Origin of the sequence: Streptomyces sp. VRA16 Mangrove soil (assembly GCF_017377775.1) — a bacterium.
Lineage (GTDB): Bacteria > Actinomycetota > Actinomycetes > Streptomycetales > Streptomycetaceae > Streptomyces.
In genome coordinates this window covers 1-17,676 of the sequence record NZ_JAFVLN010000025.1, presented here as the reverse complement: position 1 = coordinate 17,676, position 17,676 = coordinate 1, and the positions used below count along the sequence as shown (strand labels likewise).

Sequence of the window (17,676 nt, the reverse complement as noted above, 5' to 3'; positions counted from 1 at the left end):
ACATGCCTTGCAGTTAGCATGGTCGGGCAGATGGCGGACCGGGCTCGGGCAAGGTGAAGGCAGACGATGGGTGACTACGTGATCCGCGTGGCCGGTGACGGCGATGTGGACGGGGCCCGCGCCGTCATGCTGGACACCGTGTACCGCGACCTGAAGTCCGGATACGTGCCGCGCTGGCACGCCGACATCATCGACCCGGCCGCCCACTACCTGCGCCCCGAGCGCCGCACCCTGCTCGTCGCCGAGCACGTGCCGAGCGGCGCGATCGTCGCCACCGGCGGGGTCAGGGACCAGGGTCCCGCGGCCCCGCCCAACCCGCAGTGGGTCGCCGACCGCTTTCCCTCCGGCTCCACCGCCCAGCTGTGCCGCATCTACGTCCGTCCCGAGCACCGGCGCCACGGCCTCGCCCGCGCGCTCGTGCGCGAGCTGACCGACTTCGTGGCCTCGGCGGGCGGCTACGAGCGGCTGTATCTGCACACCGACCCCGCCGTGACCGGCGCCGAGCCGTTCTGGCGCTCCCTCGCGCAGGAGGTCTGCGACGAGCGCGAGCTGCCCGGCGGCGGACAGGGCATCGTGCACTTCGAGCTGCCGCTGCCCGCGCCGGTGCCGGTCCCCGTCGCCTGATGCGGCGGCGCGGCCTGCTCCTCGCCGCCGCCGGGATCGGGCTCACCAGCGCGTGCGGCTCGTTCACCGGCACCGCGCGCGGCGGCCGGCTCGGCGTGGACCTCGCCTTCGCGCCGACCCAGGGCCTGTCCCCGTACGGCGACGACGGGCTGCTGCTCAGCAGGCTCGCGGTCGTCGACGGTCTGACCCGGATGGACACCGACGGCGTGATCCACCCGGCGCTGGCCGAGAAGTGGACCCGTACGAACGCCACCACCTGGGAGTTCACGCTGCGCGCGGCCCGGTTCCAGGACGGCGGGGACGTCACCGCGGACGCCGTCGTACGCGCCCTGCGCGAGGCGGGCCGGGCCGAGGTGACGCCGCGCGTGCTGAGCGACGTACGGCTGAGGGCCGAGGCGGTGGGGGAGCGGCGGGTGCGGATCGCGACCGGCACCGCCGATCCGCTGCTGCCCGCACGCCTCGCCAACCCGTCGCTCGCGGTCCTCTCCCCGGCCGCGTACGGGAAGGACGGGCGGGTGGACCCCGTGGGGACCGCCACCGGGCCCTTCGCGCTGACGCAGGTGCACGGGGCGGTGTCCGCCGCGCTCGACCGGTTCGACGGGCACTGGCGCGGGAAGGCGGCGGCGCGCGGCCTCGACGTGACGTTCGTCGCCGACAACAACGCCCGTGCCAACGCGCTGCGTTCGGGCCAGATCGAGGTCGCCGAGTTCGTGCCCGCGGCGCAGGCGCTGCTGCTCGGCGACCGGGCCAGGAAGGTCGGCACGGTCAGGACCACGACCCTGTACCTGAACACGGGCAAGGGGCCGCTCGCCGACGCCGGACTGCGGGCCGCCGTGCGCGAGGCGATCGACACCAGCGCGCTCGCGTCCAGCGTCTACGAGGGGTACGCCCGGCAGGCCACCGGGCTGCTCGGGCCCGGGTTCGCCTGGGCCGACGGCAAGCAACTGCCGGTCACCGGGCGGGCGCGGGCCACCCGGCCGCGCGGGCGGACGCTCACCCTCGCCACGTACACCAACCGCGCCGAACTCCCCGAGGTCGCCGCGGCCCTCCAACAGCAGCTGGAGAAGGCCGGGTTCGGCGTGCGGCTCGTCGTGAAGGACTACGCGCGGCTCGAAGCCGGGGCCCTGGACGGCGCGTACGACGCCTTCCTGATGTCCCGGTCCACCGCGCTCGACACCGGCGACCCCGTCTCGTACCTCGCCTCCGACTTCACCGGCGGCGGCAGCTTCAACATCTCCCGGCTCGACGACCCGGACGTGGACGCCGCCGTGCGCGCCGCCGCCGGACGCGAGGGCGACGCCCGGCACCGGGCCGTGCTCGTCGCCGAGGCCGCGATCCTGCGCACCGACGCCGCCGTGCCGATCGTGCACGAGGAGCACCTGCAGGGCGTCGGGGCCGGGGTGCGCGGGGTCGTCCTCGACCCCTACGAGCGGCAGTTCATCGGCCTGGAGACGCGCGCGTGAGGAAGCTGACCGTCGGAATCGGGCGGGCGGTCGCGGTCGGCGGGCTGCTCGCCGTCACCGCGCTGCTGCCCTGGCTGACCAGGACCGACCCGGCGCTGACCGTGCTGCACGCGCGGTACGGCGACGCGCCCACGACACCGGAGCAGCTCGCGCAGGTGCGTGACCGGCTCGGCCTGGGCGAGGGCCCCTTCACGTTCTTCGGGCAGTGGGTGCGCGGCCTCGCACACGGAGACCTCGGCACGTCCTGGGTGACCGGCGCCGACGTCGCCTCCGACGTGGCCGGCTCGTTCTGGGTGTCCGTGTCGCTGATGGCGTACGCGATGGTGGTCGCCGTCGGGGTCGCGGTGGCCGTCTGGCTGCCCGCGCTGCGGCGCGGGCGGCCCGAGGCGCGCGGCGGGGCCGTCGCGGGCGTGCTCGCCGCGCTGCCCGAGTTCCTGATCGCCTCCGTGCTCGCGACCCTGTTCGCCGTGCGGCTCGGCTGGTTCCCCGCGCAGGGGTGGGCCTCGCCCGCCTCCGCCGTACTGCCCGCCCTCGCCCTCGGCATCCCCGCGGGGGCCGTCCTCGGCCGGCTCGGGCAGGACGCGCTGCCGACGGTGTTCGCCGAACCCTGGGTGCGCACGATGCGGGCGGGCGGCATGCCACGCTCCCGGATCGCCCGGCGCGCGGTGCGCCGCATGCTGCCCGCGGTGCTCCCGCAGGCCGGGCTCACCGTCGTCGGCCTGACCGGCGCCGCGGCCGCCGTCGAGGCCGTGTTCGCGATCCCGGGGCTCGGCGGGACGGCCGTCGCCGCCGCCCTCGACCTCGATCTGCCGCTGCTCCAGGGCTGTCTGCTGGTGCTGCTCGCGCTCGGCGTGGCCGCTGCCGTCACCGTCGGACTCGTCCGGCGCCGGCTGCTCGGGCCCGCGCTCGCCGCCGGTGCGCTGCCGGGCGCGACGCGGGTGTCGTGGCGCGGCGCCTCGTACGCCGGATGGATCCTCGGCGCGCTGCTGCTCGGCGTGATCGGCTGGGGGCTCACCCGAGACCCGCTCCAGGTCGACCTGGCCGCCCGCCTCGTGGCCCCGTCCCGGGCCCACCCCTTCGGCACGGACGCGCTCGGGCGCGATGTGCTGGCCCGGCTCGGGCACGGCGCGCTGCGGACGCTTCTCACGGCCGCCGTCGTGTGCGCCGTGTGTTTCGTGGCGGGCGTGCTGCTCGGGCTCGTCCGGGCCGCGAAGGGCCTCACCGAGGTCGCCAACGCACTGCCCGCGATCCTCGCCGGGCTGCTCGTCACCGGCCTGTTCGGGGCCGGACAGACCGGGGCGGCCGTCGCCGTCGCCGCCGTCGGCTGGGCCCCGTTGGCCGCGCACACCGCGGCGCTCGCCGAGGCGGAACGCGGCGCCGGGCACCTCGCCGCCGCCCGCGCCCTCGGCGCCGGGCGCGGGCACGTCCTGCGCCGGCACGTCCTGCCGGGCGTGCTGCCGCCGGTCGCCCGGCACGCGGCGCTGCGCCTCGCCCCGACGACCCTCGCCCTCGCCTCTCTCAGCTTCCTCGGCCTCGGCACCCAGCCGCCCACGCCCGAGTGGGGCCGCCTGCTGATGGAGAACCTGCCCTACGCCGAGCGGGCCCCCTGGGCGGTCCTCGCGCCGGCGGCGGCGCTCGCGGTCGTGGGCGCGACGGTGGCGCTCACCGGCCGCCGGACCGCCCAAGGGCGCGCATGAGCGCCGACCGTCGGCTCCGGGTGCGCCAACTGCCGCCCTACATAAGGTTGTTGACCCTCACCCAGCTCGCCTTCAACATCGGCTTCTACGCCGTCCTGCCCTACCTCGCCACCCATCTCACCGACCGCCTCGGTCTCGCCGGATGGGCGGTCGGCCTCGTCCTCGGGCTGCGCACGTTCAGCCAGCAGGGCCTCTTCGTCGTCGGCGGCGCGCTCACCGACCGGTTCGGGCCGCGCCCGGTCGTCCTCGCCGGGTGCGTCCTGCGCATCGCCGGGTTCTGCTGGCTCGGGTTCGCCGCCACCACGGCCACCGTCGTCGCGGCCGTCCTGCTCATCGGGTTCGCCGCCGCGCTCTTCTCCCCGGCCGTCGAGTCCGAGACCGCCCGCGAGGCCGTCCGCCACGAACGCGCCACCGGCGTCCCGCGCGCCCAGGTCCTCGGCGTCTTCTCCGCCGCCGGACAGGCGGGCGCCTTCCTCGGTCCACTGCTCGGCACGGCCCTGCTCTTCGTGAGCTTCCGGGCGGCCTGCCTCGCGGGCGCGCTGGTCTTCGTCGGGGTGCTCGCCGGACACGCCCGGCTGATGCCGCGGCGGGCGGCCGTGCCGCGGGCCCGCCGTGCACGGGGCGCCGCCGCGGTGTTCGCCAACCCGCGCTTCCTCGCCCTGTGCCTGGCCTACAGCGGCTATCTCATCGCGTACAACCAGCTCTATCTCGCGCTGCCCGTCGAGGTCGCCCGCACCACCGGGTCGCAGGACGCCGTCGGCCCGCTCTTCGCGCTGTCGTCGCTGCTCGTCGTCTGCGTCCAGCTGCCGGTGACCCGCTGGTCGGCGGCGCGGCTCGCGCCGCGCACCGCGCTGATCGCGGGGCTCGCGCTGGTGGCTTCCGGGTTCGCGGCGGTCGCGGTGGGCGGCTTCGGGACGTACGGGCTGCTGCCCGTCTGCGCGCTCGTCGTGCTGCTCACCGTCGGGCAGATGCTCCTGGTCCCGGCTGCCCGTGGACTCGTACCGGACCTCGTGGCGGAGCGGCATCTCGGGCTCGCCACCGGCGCGCTCTCCTCCGTCTCCGGGATCGCCGTGCTCGCCGGGAGCGCCGCGACCGGGGCGCTGCTCGGCCTGCCCGTACCCGTCCTGTGGGCGGTGCTCGCGGCGGTGCCGCTGGCGGCGGCGGGATGCGCGTGGTGGGTGACACCCGGACGAAATGCCGGGGCGGCGCGGTGTGTTGTCGCAGGATCGGGTACGCGCCATCCGTCCCTCAAGAAGGAGTAGCCATGTCCGCACAGCTTTCCGACGGGCTCAAGGAACTGCTCGACAGCAAGGTCTTCATCGGTGTCGCCACCCTCCAGCCCGACGGCAGTCCGCAGGTCTCGCCGGTGTGGGTCAAGCGGGACGGTGACGACGTGCTGTTCTCCACGACCGTCGGGCGGCAGAAGGAGAAGAACCTGCGGCGCGATCCGCGGGTGACGGTGCTGGTGCAGCCCGCCGACAACCCCTACGCGTACGCCGAGATCCGCGGGACCGCCGACATCACCACCGAGGGCGGTCAGGAACTCATCGACGAGCTGTCCTTGAAGTACACGGGGAAGAAGTACGCCGAATTCAATCCCTCGTCCGCGGACGACGCGGAGCGGGTCGTGGTGCGGGTCCGGGCCCGGAAGGTCGTCGGGCGAGTCTGAGGTCTGTGGGGGTTCGCGGCCTTCGGGCCGCCCCCTCCTCCCCTTCCCGTCCCGAAACCGGGGGGCTTCGCCCCCGGACCCCCCGGTTTCGTCGTCGGCCCCGCGCCGGTGGGGGCTGGGCGCGCCGTTCCTCGCGCCCCTTACGGGGCACGGCACCCTTCTGCGCCTACTACCCTGGAGGCGTGACTATTCGCCTGTACGACACCAGCGCCCGGCAGATCCGTGACTTCGAGCCCCTCACACCGGGCTGTGTCTCGATCTACCTGTGTGGCGCGACCGTGCAGGCCGCCCCGCACATCGGGCACATCCGCTCCGGCCTCAACTTCGACATGATGCGCCGCTGGTTCACGTACCGCGGCTTCGACGTGACGTTCGTGCGGAACGTGACGGACATCGACGACAAGATCATCAAGAAGGCCGCCGAGCAGAACCGGCCGTGGTGGTCGATCGGGTACGAGAACGAGCGGGCGTTCAACGACGCCTACACGGCGCTGGGCTGCCTGCCCCCGACCTACGAGCCGCGGGCCACCGGACACGTCACCGAGATGGTCGAGATGATGCGCGGCCTCATCGAGCGCGGGCACGCGTACGAGGCCGACGGCAGCGTCTACTTCGACGTGCGCTCCTTCCCGGGGTACCTGGAGCTGTCGAACCAGGACCTGGACGATCTGCGCCAGCCCGCCGAGGAAGGCATCACCGGCAAGCGCGACCCCCGCGACTTCGCCATGTGGAAGGCGACCAAGCCGGGCGAGCCCGACTGGGAGACGCCCTGGGGCCGTGGCCGTCCCGGCTGGCACCTGGAGTGCTCGGCCATGGCCCACAAGTACCTGGGCTCCGCCTTCGACATCCACGGCGGCGGCATCGACCTGATCTTCCCGCACCACGAGAACGAGATCGCCCAGGCCAAGGCCTTCGGCGACGAGTTCGCCAGGTACTGGGTGCACAACTCGTGGGTCACCATGTCCGGCGAGAAGATGTCCAAGTCGCTCGGCAACAGCGTGCTCGTCGGTGAGATGGTCAAGCACTGGCGGCCGATCGTGCTCCGCTACTACCTGGGCACCCCGCACTACCGCTCCACCATCGAGTACAGCGAGGACGCGCTGCGCGAGGCCGAGGCCGCGTTCGCGCGGATCGAGGGGTTCGTGCAGCGGGCCACCGAGCTGGCCGGCGGCCCGGTCACCCCGGCCGGCGAGGTGCCGCTCGCGTTCGCCGAGGCGATGGACGACGACCTGGGCGTCCCCCAGGCGCTGGCCATCGTGCACACCGCCGTCCGGCAGGGGAATTCCGCCCTGGCCGCCGACGACAAGGAAGCCGCCGTCGCCCGCCTCGCCGAGGTGCGCGCCATGCTCGGCGTCCTCGGCCTCGACCCGCTCGACGAGCAGTGGGCCGGCGCCTCGGACAGCGGGGCCGAAGACCTCAACGGGGTCGTCGACAGCCTCGTACGCCTCGTCCTCGACCAGCGCGAGGCCGCCCGCGGCCGCAAGGACTGGGCCACCGCCGACGCCATCCGCGACCGGCTCAAGCAGTCAGGTCTGAGTATCGAGGACGGCCCCTCCGGGCCGCGCTGGACGCTCGGCTGAGAAGTGACCGAATGTGCCGTCCGGCTCCCCGGGCGGCACACTTCATAGACGTACTTCATAGACGTACGCACATACCCGTAGACGTAGACGCAAGAGACAGGTAGGTCATGGCCGCCAACAGCAACCGCCGCATGTCCGGCAAGAAGGGCGCGCAGGTCGGCAGCGGTGGCAACCGGCGCCGCGGCCTGGAGGGCAAGGGTCCGACCCCGCCCGCCGAGATGCGCAAGGGCCACGTCAAGCAGCGTGCCGCCAACGCCAAGGCCAAGCGCGCCCAGGGCCGCCCCACGAGCCGCACCGGCGGCCCGCGCGGCAAGTCCACCTCCGAGATGGTCGTCGGCCGCAACCCGGTCGTCGAGGCGCTGCGCGAGGGCGTGCCCGCCACGACCCTGTACGTGCAGCAGTTCATCGACAACGACGAGCGGGTCCGCGAGGCCCTTCAGCTCGCCGGTGAGCGCGGCGGCATCCACCTCATGGAGGCCCCCCGCCCCGAGCTCGACCGCATGACCAACGGGCTCAACCACCAGGGCCTCGTCCTCCAGGTCCCGCCGTACGAGTACGCGCACCCGGAGGACCTCGTCGCCGCCGCCTTCGACGAGGGCCAGGACCCGCTGATCGTCGCCCTCGACGGGGTCACCGACCCGCGCAACCTGGGTGCCGTCGTGCGCTCCGTGTCGGCCTTCGGCGGCCACGGGGTCGTCGTGCCCGAGCGGCGCGCCGCCGGCATGACCGCCGGTGCCTGGAAGACGTCCGCCGGTACCGCGGCCCGGACGCCCGTCGCCCGCGCCACGAACCTGACGCGGACCCTGGAGCAGTACAAGAAGGCCGGGATCGTCGTCGTCGGGCTCGCCGCCGACGGGGAGCGTTCCGTGGCCGACCTGGAGGCCCTCGAAGGCCCCGTGGTCATCGTCGTCGGCAGCGAGGGCAAGGGCCTGTCCCGCCTCGTCGGCGAGACCTGCGACTTCCGCGTGCGCATCCCGATGCCCGGTGGCGCCGAGTCGCTGAACGCCGGTGTCGCCGCGGGCGTCGTGCTGTACGAGGCCGCGCGGCGCCGCGGCTGACCGTGCGGGTCCCCGCGCCCCGCACGGGGCGCGGGGGGACGACCTTGACGCGACCCGGACATTTCCATCGGGTCAAGGCAGTGTCCTAAACACACATCACTCGGTTAGATGAGTGTGGACACCAGAACGCCCCGCACACCCTCGGGGGACCGCTCGTCGGGATTCGACGACGCTCCCGCGCTGAGCATGGTGAAGGTTCCGTGCGACCCGGCGCAGGTCATCGTCAACCACGCAAGTTTCCGCGTGCAGCTTCCCACGGCGCAGAAGACGCAACTCCCGCGCATCGCCCGGCACTTGAGCGCCGTCGACGCGGCCACCGCACGCATTCCCGTGATCACCGCCGCCGGCACGCCCGCGGCCCGGCGGCGCCCCGTCGTCATGAGCGGCGGCGGCTTCGCCGCCGGCGGCCTGCTGCAGGGCGCGCGACGCCCCGGCGAGCCCGACGACGGCGGTGCCACGCAGGTCATCCCGTGCGTCGACCTCGACCGCGATCTCGCCGACGACCTCGATCTGTACGAGGGCGAGCCGACGCAGGAGACGCCCGTCGTCATCTCCCCGCGCCAGGTCGGCGCCGAGCCGGGCGCCCGGATCCTGCCCCAGCAGCTGCGGCAGGCGGGCAGTGCCTTCGAGGAGACCGGAGAGCTCGACCGGATCCCGTACCCGGACGGCGAGCTCGACGACGAGGACGCCGACGCGGAGCGCAGCACCGCCGCCCGCCGCTACGGACCGGTCCGGCACGCCTACTACCCCGGGCGCCGGATGAACCTCGGCGTCGTGCTGCTCCCGCTGCGCGTCTTCCTCGGCTTCATCTCCATCTACGCCGGCATGGGCAAGCTCTGCGACCCCGTCTACTTCGACGGCGGCGAGCGCGGCTCCATGGTCAAGTGGCTCAACTCGCTGCACCCCTGGGCGCTCGCCGAGCCGATGCGGGACTGGGCGCTCCAGCACCCGGTCGGCGCCGGCCTCGCCATCGCCTTCTTCCAGGTCATCGTCGGTGTGCTCACGGTCCTCGGCCTGTGGCAGCGGCTCGCGGCCGCCATCGGGGGGCTGCTCTCCGCCGCGATCCTCGTCACCGTCAGCTGGAAGACCGTCCCCGCCTACGACGCGCCGGACATCATCTATCTGGCCGCCTGGTCGCCGCTGGTCATCGCCGGCGCCCCCGTCTACTCCGTCGACGGGCACCTCGCCTCGCGCGCCTGGCGGCGGCTCGGCCCGCGCGCCACGCTCTGGGAGCTGCGCCGCTACGTGCTGCGCCGCGGCACCGTCGTCGCGACGATCGTCATCGGCCTCACCCTCCTCATCGGCTCGCTGCTCGGCGGCGCCGTGCGCGACGCCGACCGGGTCACCGCGCCCGGCCCCGGCGACGCCCCGCACAACCAGCAGCCGGGCTCCCCGCTCCCCTCCGAGCCCGGCAGCACGCACCGCCAGGAGCGCCGCTCGTCGAGCCCGTCGGCCTCCAACTCGCCGACGCAGGGCACCACTTCGAGCCCGTCCGGCGCGCCCGCGGCCCGCGAGAGCGGCAGTGCCAGCGGCGCCACCAGCACCCCGACGCAGGGCGCCACCGCGGGCCAGGCCCCGCCGCAGCAGACCACCCCGCAGGCGCCGACCACGTCGAGCACCGGCGGAGCGTCCAGCACGGGCGGCTCCTCCGGCGGCGGTACGTCGTCGGGCGGCTCGTCCTCCGGTGGCGGCGGTTCGTCCTCCGGCGGCGACTCGGGCGGCGCAGGCGGCAAGCCCGGACTGGTGGGCGGCATCCTCGGCTGACCGGCCGATTCCCGCGGTACACGGCTGGGGCCCCGCACGACACATCGTGCGGGGCCCCAGCCGTGTACCGGAGCGGAACCGGCTCAACGGCGTTGTGCGGCAAGCTCCTTGGCGGCCTCCGTGAGGTCCTTCGCCGTGTCGATGGCCCGCCAGTAGGCACCCTGCGGCAGCGGGAAGCCGGCGAGGCGCTTGGCGCGGGCCAGGCGCGGGAACGTCGTGCGCTCGTGGTCGCCGGTGTCCGGCAGCAGCGAGGCGAACTCGGGGGAGAAGACGTACACGCCCGCGTTGATCAGATACGGCGACGGCGGGGCCTCGATGAAGTCGGTGATGTGGCCGAACGCGTTCGTCTCCACCGCGCCCCACGGGATGCGCGGGCGGGCCAGCGCCAGCGTCGCGGTCGCCTCGCGCTCATGGTGGAAGTCGGCCATCTCGCGGAGCGAGAACCGCGTCCAGATGTCGCCGTTCGTGGCGTACCAGGGCTGGTCGGGGTGGGGCAGATGAGCGGCCGCGTACTTCAGGCCGCCGCCGCGGCCCAGCGGCTCCTTCTCGATGACCGTCGTGACCCGCAGCGGCAGGGCCGCCTGGTCCAGCCACTCCTGGAGGACCTCGGCGAGGTGCCCGCACGAGACGACCGCGTCGGTCACGCCCTCCTCGGCGAGCCAGGCCAGCTGGTGGCCGATGATCGGCGTGCCCGTGCCCGGGATCTCCACCATCGGCTTGGGGCGGTCGTCGGTGTACGGGCGCAGGCGCGAGCCCTGGCCGCCCGCCAGGACGACGGCCTGGGTGGGCCGGTGCGGGTACGCGTGCGGGCCGTGCGCGGCGGGTTCAACGGTCGTCATGACCGGAACCCTACGTGCGCACGGCCCGCGGGGCCGGGAAAGGGGGTCAGCCGCGGAAGCCGGCGACCCCGGAGGCGAAGGAGGTGTCGCAGACCGGGCGGGCGTAGGACTGAGCGCGCGCCGGGCCGTAGGCCTGCACCGCGGCGCGGCCCAGGGACTTGGCGATGGACATGCAGTACTTCGCCAGGGACGGGCGGCGGTCGACCTCCTCCTGGAGGTGCGTCAGCGCGACGCCCGGGTTCTTCTCCTGGAGCTCGACCAGGAGACGGTCGCGCAGGACGTCCTGGGGGGCGCGCGATTTGGCGCGCGCTGAAACGTCCTGTGAGGAAGCTGTGAGGACGGAGTCCGACGAGCCTCCCGACCAGTTGACTCGGGTGACCGCGAGCGTCCCGGAGAGCACCAGCATCACCGGCAGGACGAACGCGAGCGTGCGGGCGGCGCGGCGGGCGGGGCCCCGGCCCCGGGCGCGGCGCGGCTTCTGGGTGTAGGTAGCGGAGTGCGTCACGCGAGTGAGCGTAGCGCTCGGTGATGATTTGGCGACATTTAGTCACTCGACCGAGCGACGAGCCGCTTGGTTTTGATGGCGGTACGTTGACGCGGTGATGTCAAATGTCCGAGTTGTCGGGGTATTTGTCGACAACGTGAGCAGGTACGGGAAAGGCCCCGCACCGAAGCGCGGGGCCTTTCCGGAGCGTGCTGGGCGTCAGTCGGTGAGGCGCTCGCCCGTGGAGGTCGAGAAGACGTGGGTCTCGCCCGGACGCGGCACGACGTGCAGCTGGGCGCCCTTCTCCGGGATCTGGCGGCCGTTGACCCGGACGACCAGGTCCTTGGCCTCGCCGCCGACCTGGGCGGTGCCGTAGACGAAGCCGTCGGCGCCGAGCTCCTCGACGACGTTCACGGAGACCGCGAGGCCCGCCGGGGCGTCCGAGGCGTCCTTGGTGAGGGTCTTCGCGGCCTCGCCGCCGTGCTCGACGATGTCGAAGTGCTCCGGGCGGACGCCGACGGTGACCGTGCGGTCGCCCTTGTCGGAGGCGGCCTTCAGGGCGTCGCGGTTGACCGGGACGACCGAGTTGCCGAACTTCACGCCGCCGTCGGTGATCGGGACCTCGACCAGGTTCATGGCCGGGGAGCCGATGAAGCCGGCGACGAACAGGTTCGCGGGCTTGTCGTACATGTTGCGCGGCGAGTCGACCTGCTGGAGCAGACCGTCCTTGAGGACCGCGACGCGGTCACCCATGGTCATGGCCTCGACCTGGTCGTGCGTGACGTACACGGTGGTGATGCCGAGGCGGCGCTGCAGCGACGCGATCTGCGTACGGGTCGACACACGGAGCTTGGCGTCGAGGTTCGACAGCGGCTCGTCCATGAGGAAGACCTGCGGCTCACGCACGATGGCGCGGCCCATGGCGACACGCTGGCGCTGACCACCGGAGAGGGCCTTCGGCTTGCGGTCCAGGTACTCGGTGAGGTCGAGGATCTTGGCGGCCTCTTCGACCTTCTGCCGGATCTCCGCCTTGTTCACGCCGGCGATCTTGAGCGCGAAGCCCATGTTGTCGGCGACGGACATGTGCGGGTAGAGCGCGTAGTTCTGGAACACCATGGCGATGTCCCGGTCCTTCGGCGGCAGGTGCGTGACGTCGCGGTCACCGATGCGGATCGCACCGCCGTTGACGTCCTCGAGACCCGCGAGCATGCGCAGGGAGGTCGACTTGCCGCAACCGGAGGGACCGACGAGGACGAGGAACTCGCCGTCCTCGATCTCGATGTCCAGGCCGTCGACGGCGGGCTTGGTGGAACCCGGGTAGACGCGGGTCGCCTTGTCGAACGTGACAGAAGCCATGGCTGTGAAGCCCCCTTCACCGGCAGGAACGTGCCGGACGATCCGTAGTGGAAGGCGGATGTGGTGTAGTCCACGCGAGTGAACTGATCGGACCGTACCTGGGGGGTGGGCGTTCTGTCAGTAGGTGGACGGCTGTGAGATTCGTCGAAATTTTCGACGGGCAGAGCGACGCTCTTTTGACCTGTGCCTCGCGGCTTCCTGCTTCACGGCCCGTCGCCGACGGACAACGGGCTTCCCCGCCGCGCCGCACGGTCTCACACGGGCTCCACAGACATTCCGGCCGATGGCCCACCGGTCCGTAGCGCTCCTACGCGCTTTTGCTCCTACGAGGCTGCCGCGACCTCGTCCGGCAACAGCTCCGAAGCCCGCAGCACCGAAGGCGCCGCCCGCCCCGGCGGCAGCGCCGACGCCACCAGCCAGTACAGCCGCATGCCCTCGTCGCGGAGGTTCACTGCGGCGTTCACATCACGGTCATGCACGGCACCGCACTCGGCGCATGCCCACTCCCGCACCGACACATCCAGCTTCGGCCCCTTCGCATGACAGCCCGAACAGCGCCGCGTCGACGGGAAGAACCGGTCCACGATCACCAGCGTCCGCCCGTACCACTCGCATTTGTACTTCAGCTGCCGCAGCAACGCGCCCCAAGAGGCGTCCCGGATAGAGGAGTTGAGTCGCGCCTTGCGCCGCCGCCCCTTCCCCGTCGCCGGGGTCAACAGGGTCACGATCGACAGATCCTCCACCACGAGCACTTGGTTCTCGCGCACGAGGCGGGTCGTCAACTGGTCGAGCATGTCCCTGCGCACATCGCTGATCAGCGCATACAGCCGGCCGATCTTCCGCCGCACTTTCTCCCGGTTCTTCGACCTGAGCTTCTTGCGGTGCAACTCCCGCTGGAGTCGCGCCAGTTGATCCGCGTATCGGCGCAGCAACCGCGGATGATCCATCTTCGTGCCGTCATCCAGCGTCACCAACGACGCCAGCCCGAGATCCACCCCCACGGCCCGAGGCTCCCGCGTCCCCGCCACGAACACCTCCGGCAACAGCGCGATCACCTCCTCCACCAGAAACGCCACGAAGAACCGTCCCGCCCGGTCCCGCGACACCGTCAACCGCACCGGCACCACCCCCGCGGGCAGCGGCCGCGACCACCGCACCTCCAACGGCTCACTCTGCAGCGCCAGCTTCACGGCCCCCGTACCCGGCCGCTCTCCGTCCTCCCGCCAGCTGAAACCCGTCCGCGCGTACGTCGCCGTATCTCGCGCCCGCAAACCCCACCGATACGCGGTGCTCACGCCATGCCCTCGCTCGCAGCGCAAGGCCCTCGTTGTAGACCCAGCGGCACGCGCCGAACGTCTTCGCCAGCTGCTCGGCCTGCGCCTCCGTCGGGTAGAAGCGGTAGCGGTAGACCCGATCCCGGGCGCCCGCCTCCTTGGGACTCCGTTGGGCGGCCCGGCGACTGGTCGGTCTGCTGCTGTCGGCGATACCCAGTGCCTCACGCTTGAGGCGCTTGGCCTCCGTGCCGGTCACCGATGTCGGCTTCTCCGCCGGGACGTCCCTCATGAGCCCTGCCCCCTCCGCCCCGCAGTCCGATAATCGGAGCCGCGTGTTCGTGCGGTTAACGGACGGGTGCGCGAGAGGTTACGTACGGACTTCCGGCGACTGGGTGTGCGGGAACTTCTTGGCCTGCGGGAAGGGGTGCTGTGTAGAGTGGGCGAGCCTTCGCGTACGGCGTTGTGGTGCGCGGTGCCGCCTTAGCTCAGTTGGCTAGAGCGCTTGCCTTGTAAGCTTGAGGTCGTCGGTTCGATTCCGACAGGCGGCTCCATAAAAGCCCAGGTCACCCCGTGTGCCCTGGGCTTTTTTGATGTCCTTGGGATCCTCGACCAGACCCACGCCGACCGCCTCCAGGCCGACCCGGACACCCGGACACCTGGACACCGGCTCGGCGAACAATCAGTGTTCTTTCCGTGCTGTTCGTCACGTCCTCGGGGGAGATCACATGAAGCGCGTACTCGCAGGTCTGGCCGTCGTCGTGGTGCTCGCCGCGCCGCTCACCGCCTGCAGCGACTCCAAGCCGGTCAGCGGCACCGTCGTCAGCAAGAACACGGACCGCGAATGCTCGACGAAGAAGAGCCACGGCAAGAAGCGCTCCCGCAGCTGCCACACCGAGTACGAGCTGCAGGTCCGCACGGAGAGCGGCGACCGGAAAGAGGTCGACGTCAGCAGTGGCGACTACGCGGACTGCGCCGAGGGCGCCAAGTACCCGAAGTGCACCACGCGGTAGTCACAGCCCGAACAGCGTGCGCCCCATGTGGTGGGTGTCCGAGTACTCGCGGATCTCGGTGATCAGGCCGTCGCGGACCGTGCAGACGCCGGCGCCGCGGTTCTCGTAGGGCCGGCCACCGGCGGAGGTGCCGGTGGCGGTCCACTCGGCGACGACCGTCTCGCCCTCCGCCACGACGGAGGTGACGGTGATGGTGAGGCCGGTGCCGGGTGCGAAGAGGTCGCCCGCGGTGGCGAGGAGGTCGCCGAGGATGGTGTCGCGGCCCTGCCAGGTGCCCGAGATCGGCAGGTCCTTGCTGGGGTAGACCCAACTCGCCTCCGGCGAGAGGGAGTTCGTGAGCGTTTCGAGGTCTCCCGCGCCGATCGCTTCCAGGAAGCGGGTGACGACGGTCTTGGGGGCGGCGGCCTGGGCTGCCGTGCTGGTGGTCATGAGGTGAGTGAAGCGGGCGGGGCGCGGGGCGTCCCGGTGTTCCGGGTGCGGCCCTTCGATCGAGGGGCCGCACCCGGGGCGCGGTTGACGTCAGTGGCGGCCCGCCACCCGGTCCGCCGCCTTCGCCAGGCGGGAGGAGTCCGCGGTGTGCGTGGTCAGTTCGCGGCGGTCGGCGGCGTAGTACGTGGCGTACATGCCGTGGACGCCGAGCCAGCGGAAGGGCTCCGGCTCCCATTTGCGGACCTTGTGGCCGACCCAGGGGAGCGTGGTCAGGTCGGTGGGGCCGGCCTGGCCCGAGTCCTGCTGGACCAGGTCGCGCAGGGTGCGGGCGGCGAGGTTCGCGGTGGCGACGCCGGAGCCCACGTAGCCGCCCGCCCAGCCGAGGCCCGTCGAGCGGTCCAGGGTGACCGTGGCGCACCAGTCGCGCGGAACGCCGAGGACGCCGGACCAGGCGTGGTCGATGCCGACGCCGGTGAGCTGCGGGAAGAAGCGGGTCAGGATCGCGGTGAGGGCCTCGATCGTCTGGGGCTTGGTGCGGCCGTCGTTGTCCGTCTTCGAGGCGTAGCGGTACGGGTAACCGCGGCCGCCGAGCGCGATGCGGTCGTCCGCGGTGCGCTGGGCGTACATGTAGGCGTGGGCCATGTCGCCGAGGGTCTCGCGGCCCTCCCAGCCGATCGACTCCCACTGGGCCGCGGTCAGGGGTTCGGTGGCGATCATCGAGGAGTTCATCGGGAGCCAGGTACGGCGCTGGCCCTTGAGCGACGCGGTGAAGCCCTCGGTGCAGCGCAGCACGTAGGGGGCGCGGACCGTGCCGTACGGGGTGATCGCGTGCTTGGGCTTGATCTCGGTGACCGGCGTCGATTCGTGGATCGTCACGCCGAGGGCCTCTACGGCGCGGGCCAGGCCCTTGACCAGCTTCACCGGGTGCAGGCGGGCGCCGTGCGGGGTCCAGGTGGAGCCGACCGCGCCGGCCACCCGGACGCGCTCGGCCGTCTCGCGGGCGCCGTGCAGGGTGCGGTCCTTCTCGCCGTACGCCAGCTCCGCCTCGTGGAACGCCTTGAGGCGGGCCAACTGGGCGGGTGTGTAAGCGACTTCGAGGACGCCGCCCTGATGGAGGTCCGCGTCGATCGACTCGGCGCGGGCCACGTCCACGACCTCGGCGACCGTCGCGTTCATGGCCTGCTGGAGGCGGACCGCGGCGTCGTGGCCGTGCAGCTTGGCGTAGCGGTCGCGGCCCGCGATGCCGTTGTAGAGCCAGCCGCCGTTGCGGCCCGAGGCGCCGTAGCCGCAGAACTTCTGCTCCAGGACGGTGATCCGCAGGAAGGGCGCGGCCTTCTTGAGGTAGTAGGCCGTCCACAGGCCCGTGTAGCCGCCGCCGACGATCACGACGTCGGCGTTCGCGTCACCGGGGAGGGGCTCGCGGACATCGGGGATGCCGACGCCCTGGCTGGGGGCGTACCAGAACGATATGCCGCCGTTGGTCACGGCCTCACTGCCGCTGTTCGTGCTGCTCATGACGGTGGACGTTAGCGGCCGGGGCGGGGGTTGCGGCAGGGGGCGGATGTGGGGTTGCGGTGGGTTGAAGTTATTTTGGGGTTTATGTCTGACTTTGGCTTCCGGGTCCGCTCCGGCTCCGGCTCCGGCCCCGGCTTCGGCTCCGGCTCCGTCTTCGTCCGCCGCCGCCCCCGTGGTGGTCGCGGCGCCGCCGCCCTCGCCGCCGCCGCACTGCTGGCGGCCGTCGCCACCGCCTGCTCGTCGGGCGACGACGGCGGCTCCGGGTCCTCCAGCGCGTCCGCGGCCGCCGCGACCGTGGCGGCCGTGCCGTCCGCCGACGCGGCCGCGCTCGGCGAGCTGACGGCGCGGGTGGAGGGCGCGCGGATCGTCCTGGGCGACGCGGACGCCGCGCACACGGTGAAGGTGTACGAGGACCCGCGCTGCCCGTACTGCAAGAAGTTCGAGCAGGGCGGCGCCAGGGCGCTGACCCCGCTCGTCGCCGACGGCACCGTCAAGGTCGAGTACACGCTGGCCTCGTTCCTCGACGGCAACCTCGGCGGCTCGGGCTCGGTGACCGCCGTGAATGCGCTGCGGGCGTCCGTCGAGGCGGGCCGGTTCCCGCACTACCACGCGGCCGTCTACGCCAACCAGCCCGCCGACGAGTCCACCGACGCCTACACCCCCGACTTCCTGCTGAAGATCGCGGGCACGGTGGACGGGCTGCGCGGCGACACCTTCGACAAGGCGGTGCGCGACACCTCGTACCAGAGCTTCGTCGACGCCGCGATGACCGCGTTCAAGGACGACGGCGTGCAGAGCACGCCGACCGTGTACATCGACGGCAAGGAGGCGGGCGGCGGTGAGGGCGCGCTGTACGACGAGGCGCAGTTCAAGGCCGTACTGAAGGACGCCGGCATTTCGTGAACCGGCCGCGG

At 72.5% G+C, this 17,676-nt stretch carries 17 protein-coding genes and 1 tRNA gene; 11 read left to right on the top strand and 7 right to left on the bottom strand.

Translation table 11 applies throughout. The annotated features are described in order from the left end of the window. Positions 1 to 66 precede the first annotated feature (66 nt). The 8 genes from J3486_RS40285 to J3486_RS40250 all read left to right on the top strand — a co-directional run bounded on the left by J3486_RS40285 (position 67) and on the right by J3486_RS40250 (position 9,855). On the top strand, positions 67 to 624 hold the full coding sequence (locus J3486_RS40285; protein ID WP_207829020.1) for a GNAT family N-acetyltransferase: 558 nt from the start codon (positions 67 to 69) through the stop codon (positions 622 to 624). Then, entirely contained in the window at positions 624 to 2,087 is a 1,464-nt protein-coding gene (locus J3486_RS40280) for an ABC transporter substrate-binding protein (protein ID WP_207829018.1), read from the top strand. The genes J3486_RS40285 and J3486_RS40280 overlap by 1 nt, the downstream gene beginning before the upstream one ends. After that, positions 2,084 to 3,784, top strand: a complete 1,701-nt coding sequence (locus J3486_RS40275) for an ABC transporter permease subunit (protein WP_207829016.1) — start codon at positions 2,084 to 2,086, stop codon at positions 3,782 to 3,784. Before J3486_RS40280 ends, J3486_RS40275 begins: the two co-directional genes overlap by 4 nt. After that, positions 3,781 to 5,046, top strand: a complete 1,266-nt coding sequence (locus tag J3486_RS40270) for an MFS transporter (RefSeq protein WP_207829015.1) — start codon at positions 3,781 to 3,783, stop codon at positions 5,044 to 5,046. Before J3486_RS40275 ends, J3486_RS40270 begins: the two co-directional genes overlap by 4 nt. A 2-nt stretch (positions 5,047 to 5,048) precedes the next feature. After that, positions 5,049 to 5,453, top strand: coding sequence for a PPOX class F420-dependent oxidoreductase (locus J3486_RS40265; protein ID WP_207829013.1), 405 nt, complete (start codon positions 5,049 to 5,051; stop codon positions 5,451 to 5,453). A 182-nt stretch (positions 5,454 to 5,635) separates the two neighbouring features. Then, a complete protein-coding gene (gene cysS / locus J3486_RS40260) occupies positions 5,636 to 7,033 on the top strand; it encodes a cysteine--tRNA ligase (RefSeq protein ID WP_207829012.1) in 1,398 nt (465 codons plus the stop codon). A 107-nt stretch (positions 7,034 to 7,140) separates the two neighbouring features. Further along, positions 7,141 to 8,091, top strand: coding sequence for a 23S rRNA (guanosine(2251)-2'-O)-methyltransferase RlmB (gene rlmB / locus J3486_RS40255; protein ID WP_207829010.1), 951 nt, complete (start codon positions 7,141 to 7,143; stop codon positions 8,089 to 8,091). 108 nt (positions 8,092 to 8,199) lie between these two features. Beyond that, complete coding sequence (locus J3486_RS40250; RefSeq protein ID WP_229379380.1) at positions 8,200 to 9,855, top strand: DoxX family protein; 1,656 nt, start codon at positions 8,200 to 8,202, stop codon at positions 9,853 to 9,855. Positions 9,856 to 9,938: 83 nt separating this feature from the next. On the opposite strand, the gene J3486_RS40245 is transcribed toward J3486_RS40250, so the two are convergent. The 5 genes from J3486_RS40245 to J3486_RS44550 form a co-directional block, all read right to left on the bottom strand. After that, positions 9,939 to 10,694, bottom strand: a complete 756-nt coding sequence (locus J3486_RS40245; protein WP_207829009.1) for a nucleotidyltransferase family protein — start codon at positions 10,692 to 10,694, stop codon at positions 9,939 to 9,941. A 46-nt stretch (positions 10,695 to 10,740) separates the two neighbouring features. Further along, a complete protein-coding gene (locus J3486_RS40240) occupies positions 10,741 to 11,199 on the bottom strand; it encodes a hypothetical protein (RefSeq protein WP_207829007.1) in 459 nt (152 codons plus the stop codon). 198 nt (positions 11,200 to 11,397) lie between these two features. Then, the gene (locus J3486_RS40235) at positions 11,398 to 12,534 is read right to left on the bottom strand and encodes an ABC transporter ATP-binding protein (RefSeq protein WP_207829005.1); all 1,137 of its coding nucleotides are present in this window, start codon (positions 12,532 to 12,534) and stop codon (positions 11,398 to 11,400) included. A gap of 323 nt (positions 12,535 to 12,857) precedes the next feature. Then, positions 12,858 to 13,724: an RNA-guided endonuclease TnpB family protein gene (locus J3486_RS40230; protein ID WP_307805147.1), complete on the bottom strand. Its 867-nt coding sequence runs from the start codon at positions 13,722 to 13,724 to the stop codon at positions 12,858 to 12,860. Then, entirely contained in the window at positions 13,702 to 14,097 is a 396-nt protein-coding gene (locus J3486_RS44550; protein ID WP_229379379.1) for a helix-turn-helix domain-containing protein, read from the bottom strand. Before J3486_RS44550 ends, J3486_RS40230 begins: the two co-directional genes overlap by 23 nt. 185 nt (positions 14,098 to 14,282) lie before the next feature. Between J3486_RS44550 and J3486_RS40225 the strand changes: the two genes are divergently transcribed. Both J3486_RS40225 and J3486_RS40220 read left to right on the top strand, forming a co-directional pair. Beyond that, positions 14,283 to 14,359: transfer RNA gene (locus tag J3486_RS40225), tRNA-Thr, on the top strand. A 174-nt stretch (positions 14,360 to 14,533) separates the two neighbouring features. Beyond that, entirely contained in the window at positions 14,534 to 14,818 is a 285-nt protein-coding gene (locus tag J3486_RS40220) for a hypothetical protein (protein ID WP_207829004.1), read from the top strand. Here the strand turns inward: J3486_RS40220 and J3486_RS40215 are convergent, their stop codons facing one another. After that, the gene (locus tag J3486_RS40215) at positions 14,819 to 15,247 is read right to left on the bottom strand and encodes a nuclear transport factor 2 family protein (protein ID WP_207829003.1); all 429 of its coding nucleotides are present in this window, start codon (positions 15,245 to 15,247) and stop codon (positions 14,819 to 14,821) included. A 90-nt stretch (positions 15,248 to 15,337) separates the two neighbouring features. Further along, entirely contained in the window at positions 15,338 to 16,762 is a 1,425-nt protein-coding gene (locus tag J3486_RS40210) for an FAD-binding oxidoreductase (protein WP_207829002.1), read from the bottom strand. An 84-nt stretch (positions 16,763 to 16,846) separates the two neighbouring features. Here J3486_RS40210 and J3486_RS40205 point away from each other — a divergent pair, with 84 nt between their 5' ends. Beyond that, entirely contained in the window at positions 16,847 to 17,665 is an 819-nt protein-coding gene (locus tag J3486_RS40205; protein WP_207829001.1) for a thioredoxin domain-containing protein, read from the top strand. Positions 17,666 to 17,676: the final 11 nt, after the last annotated feature.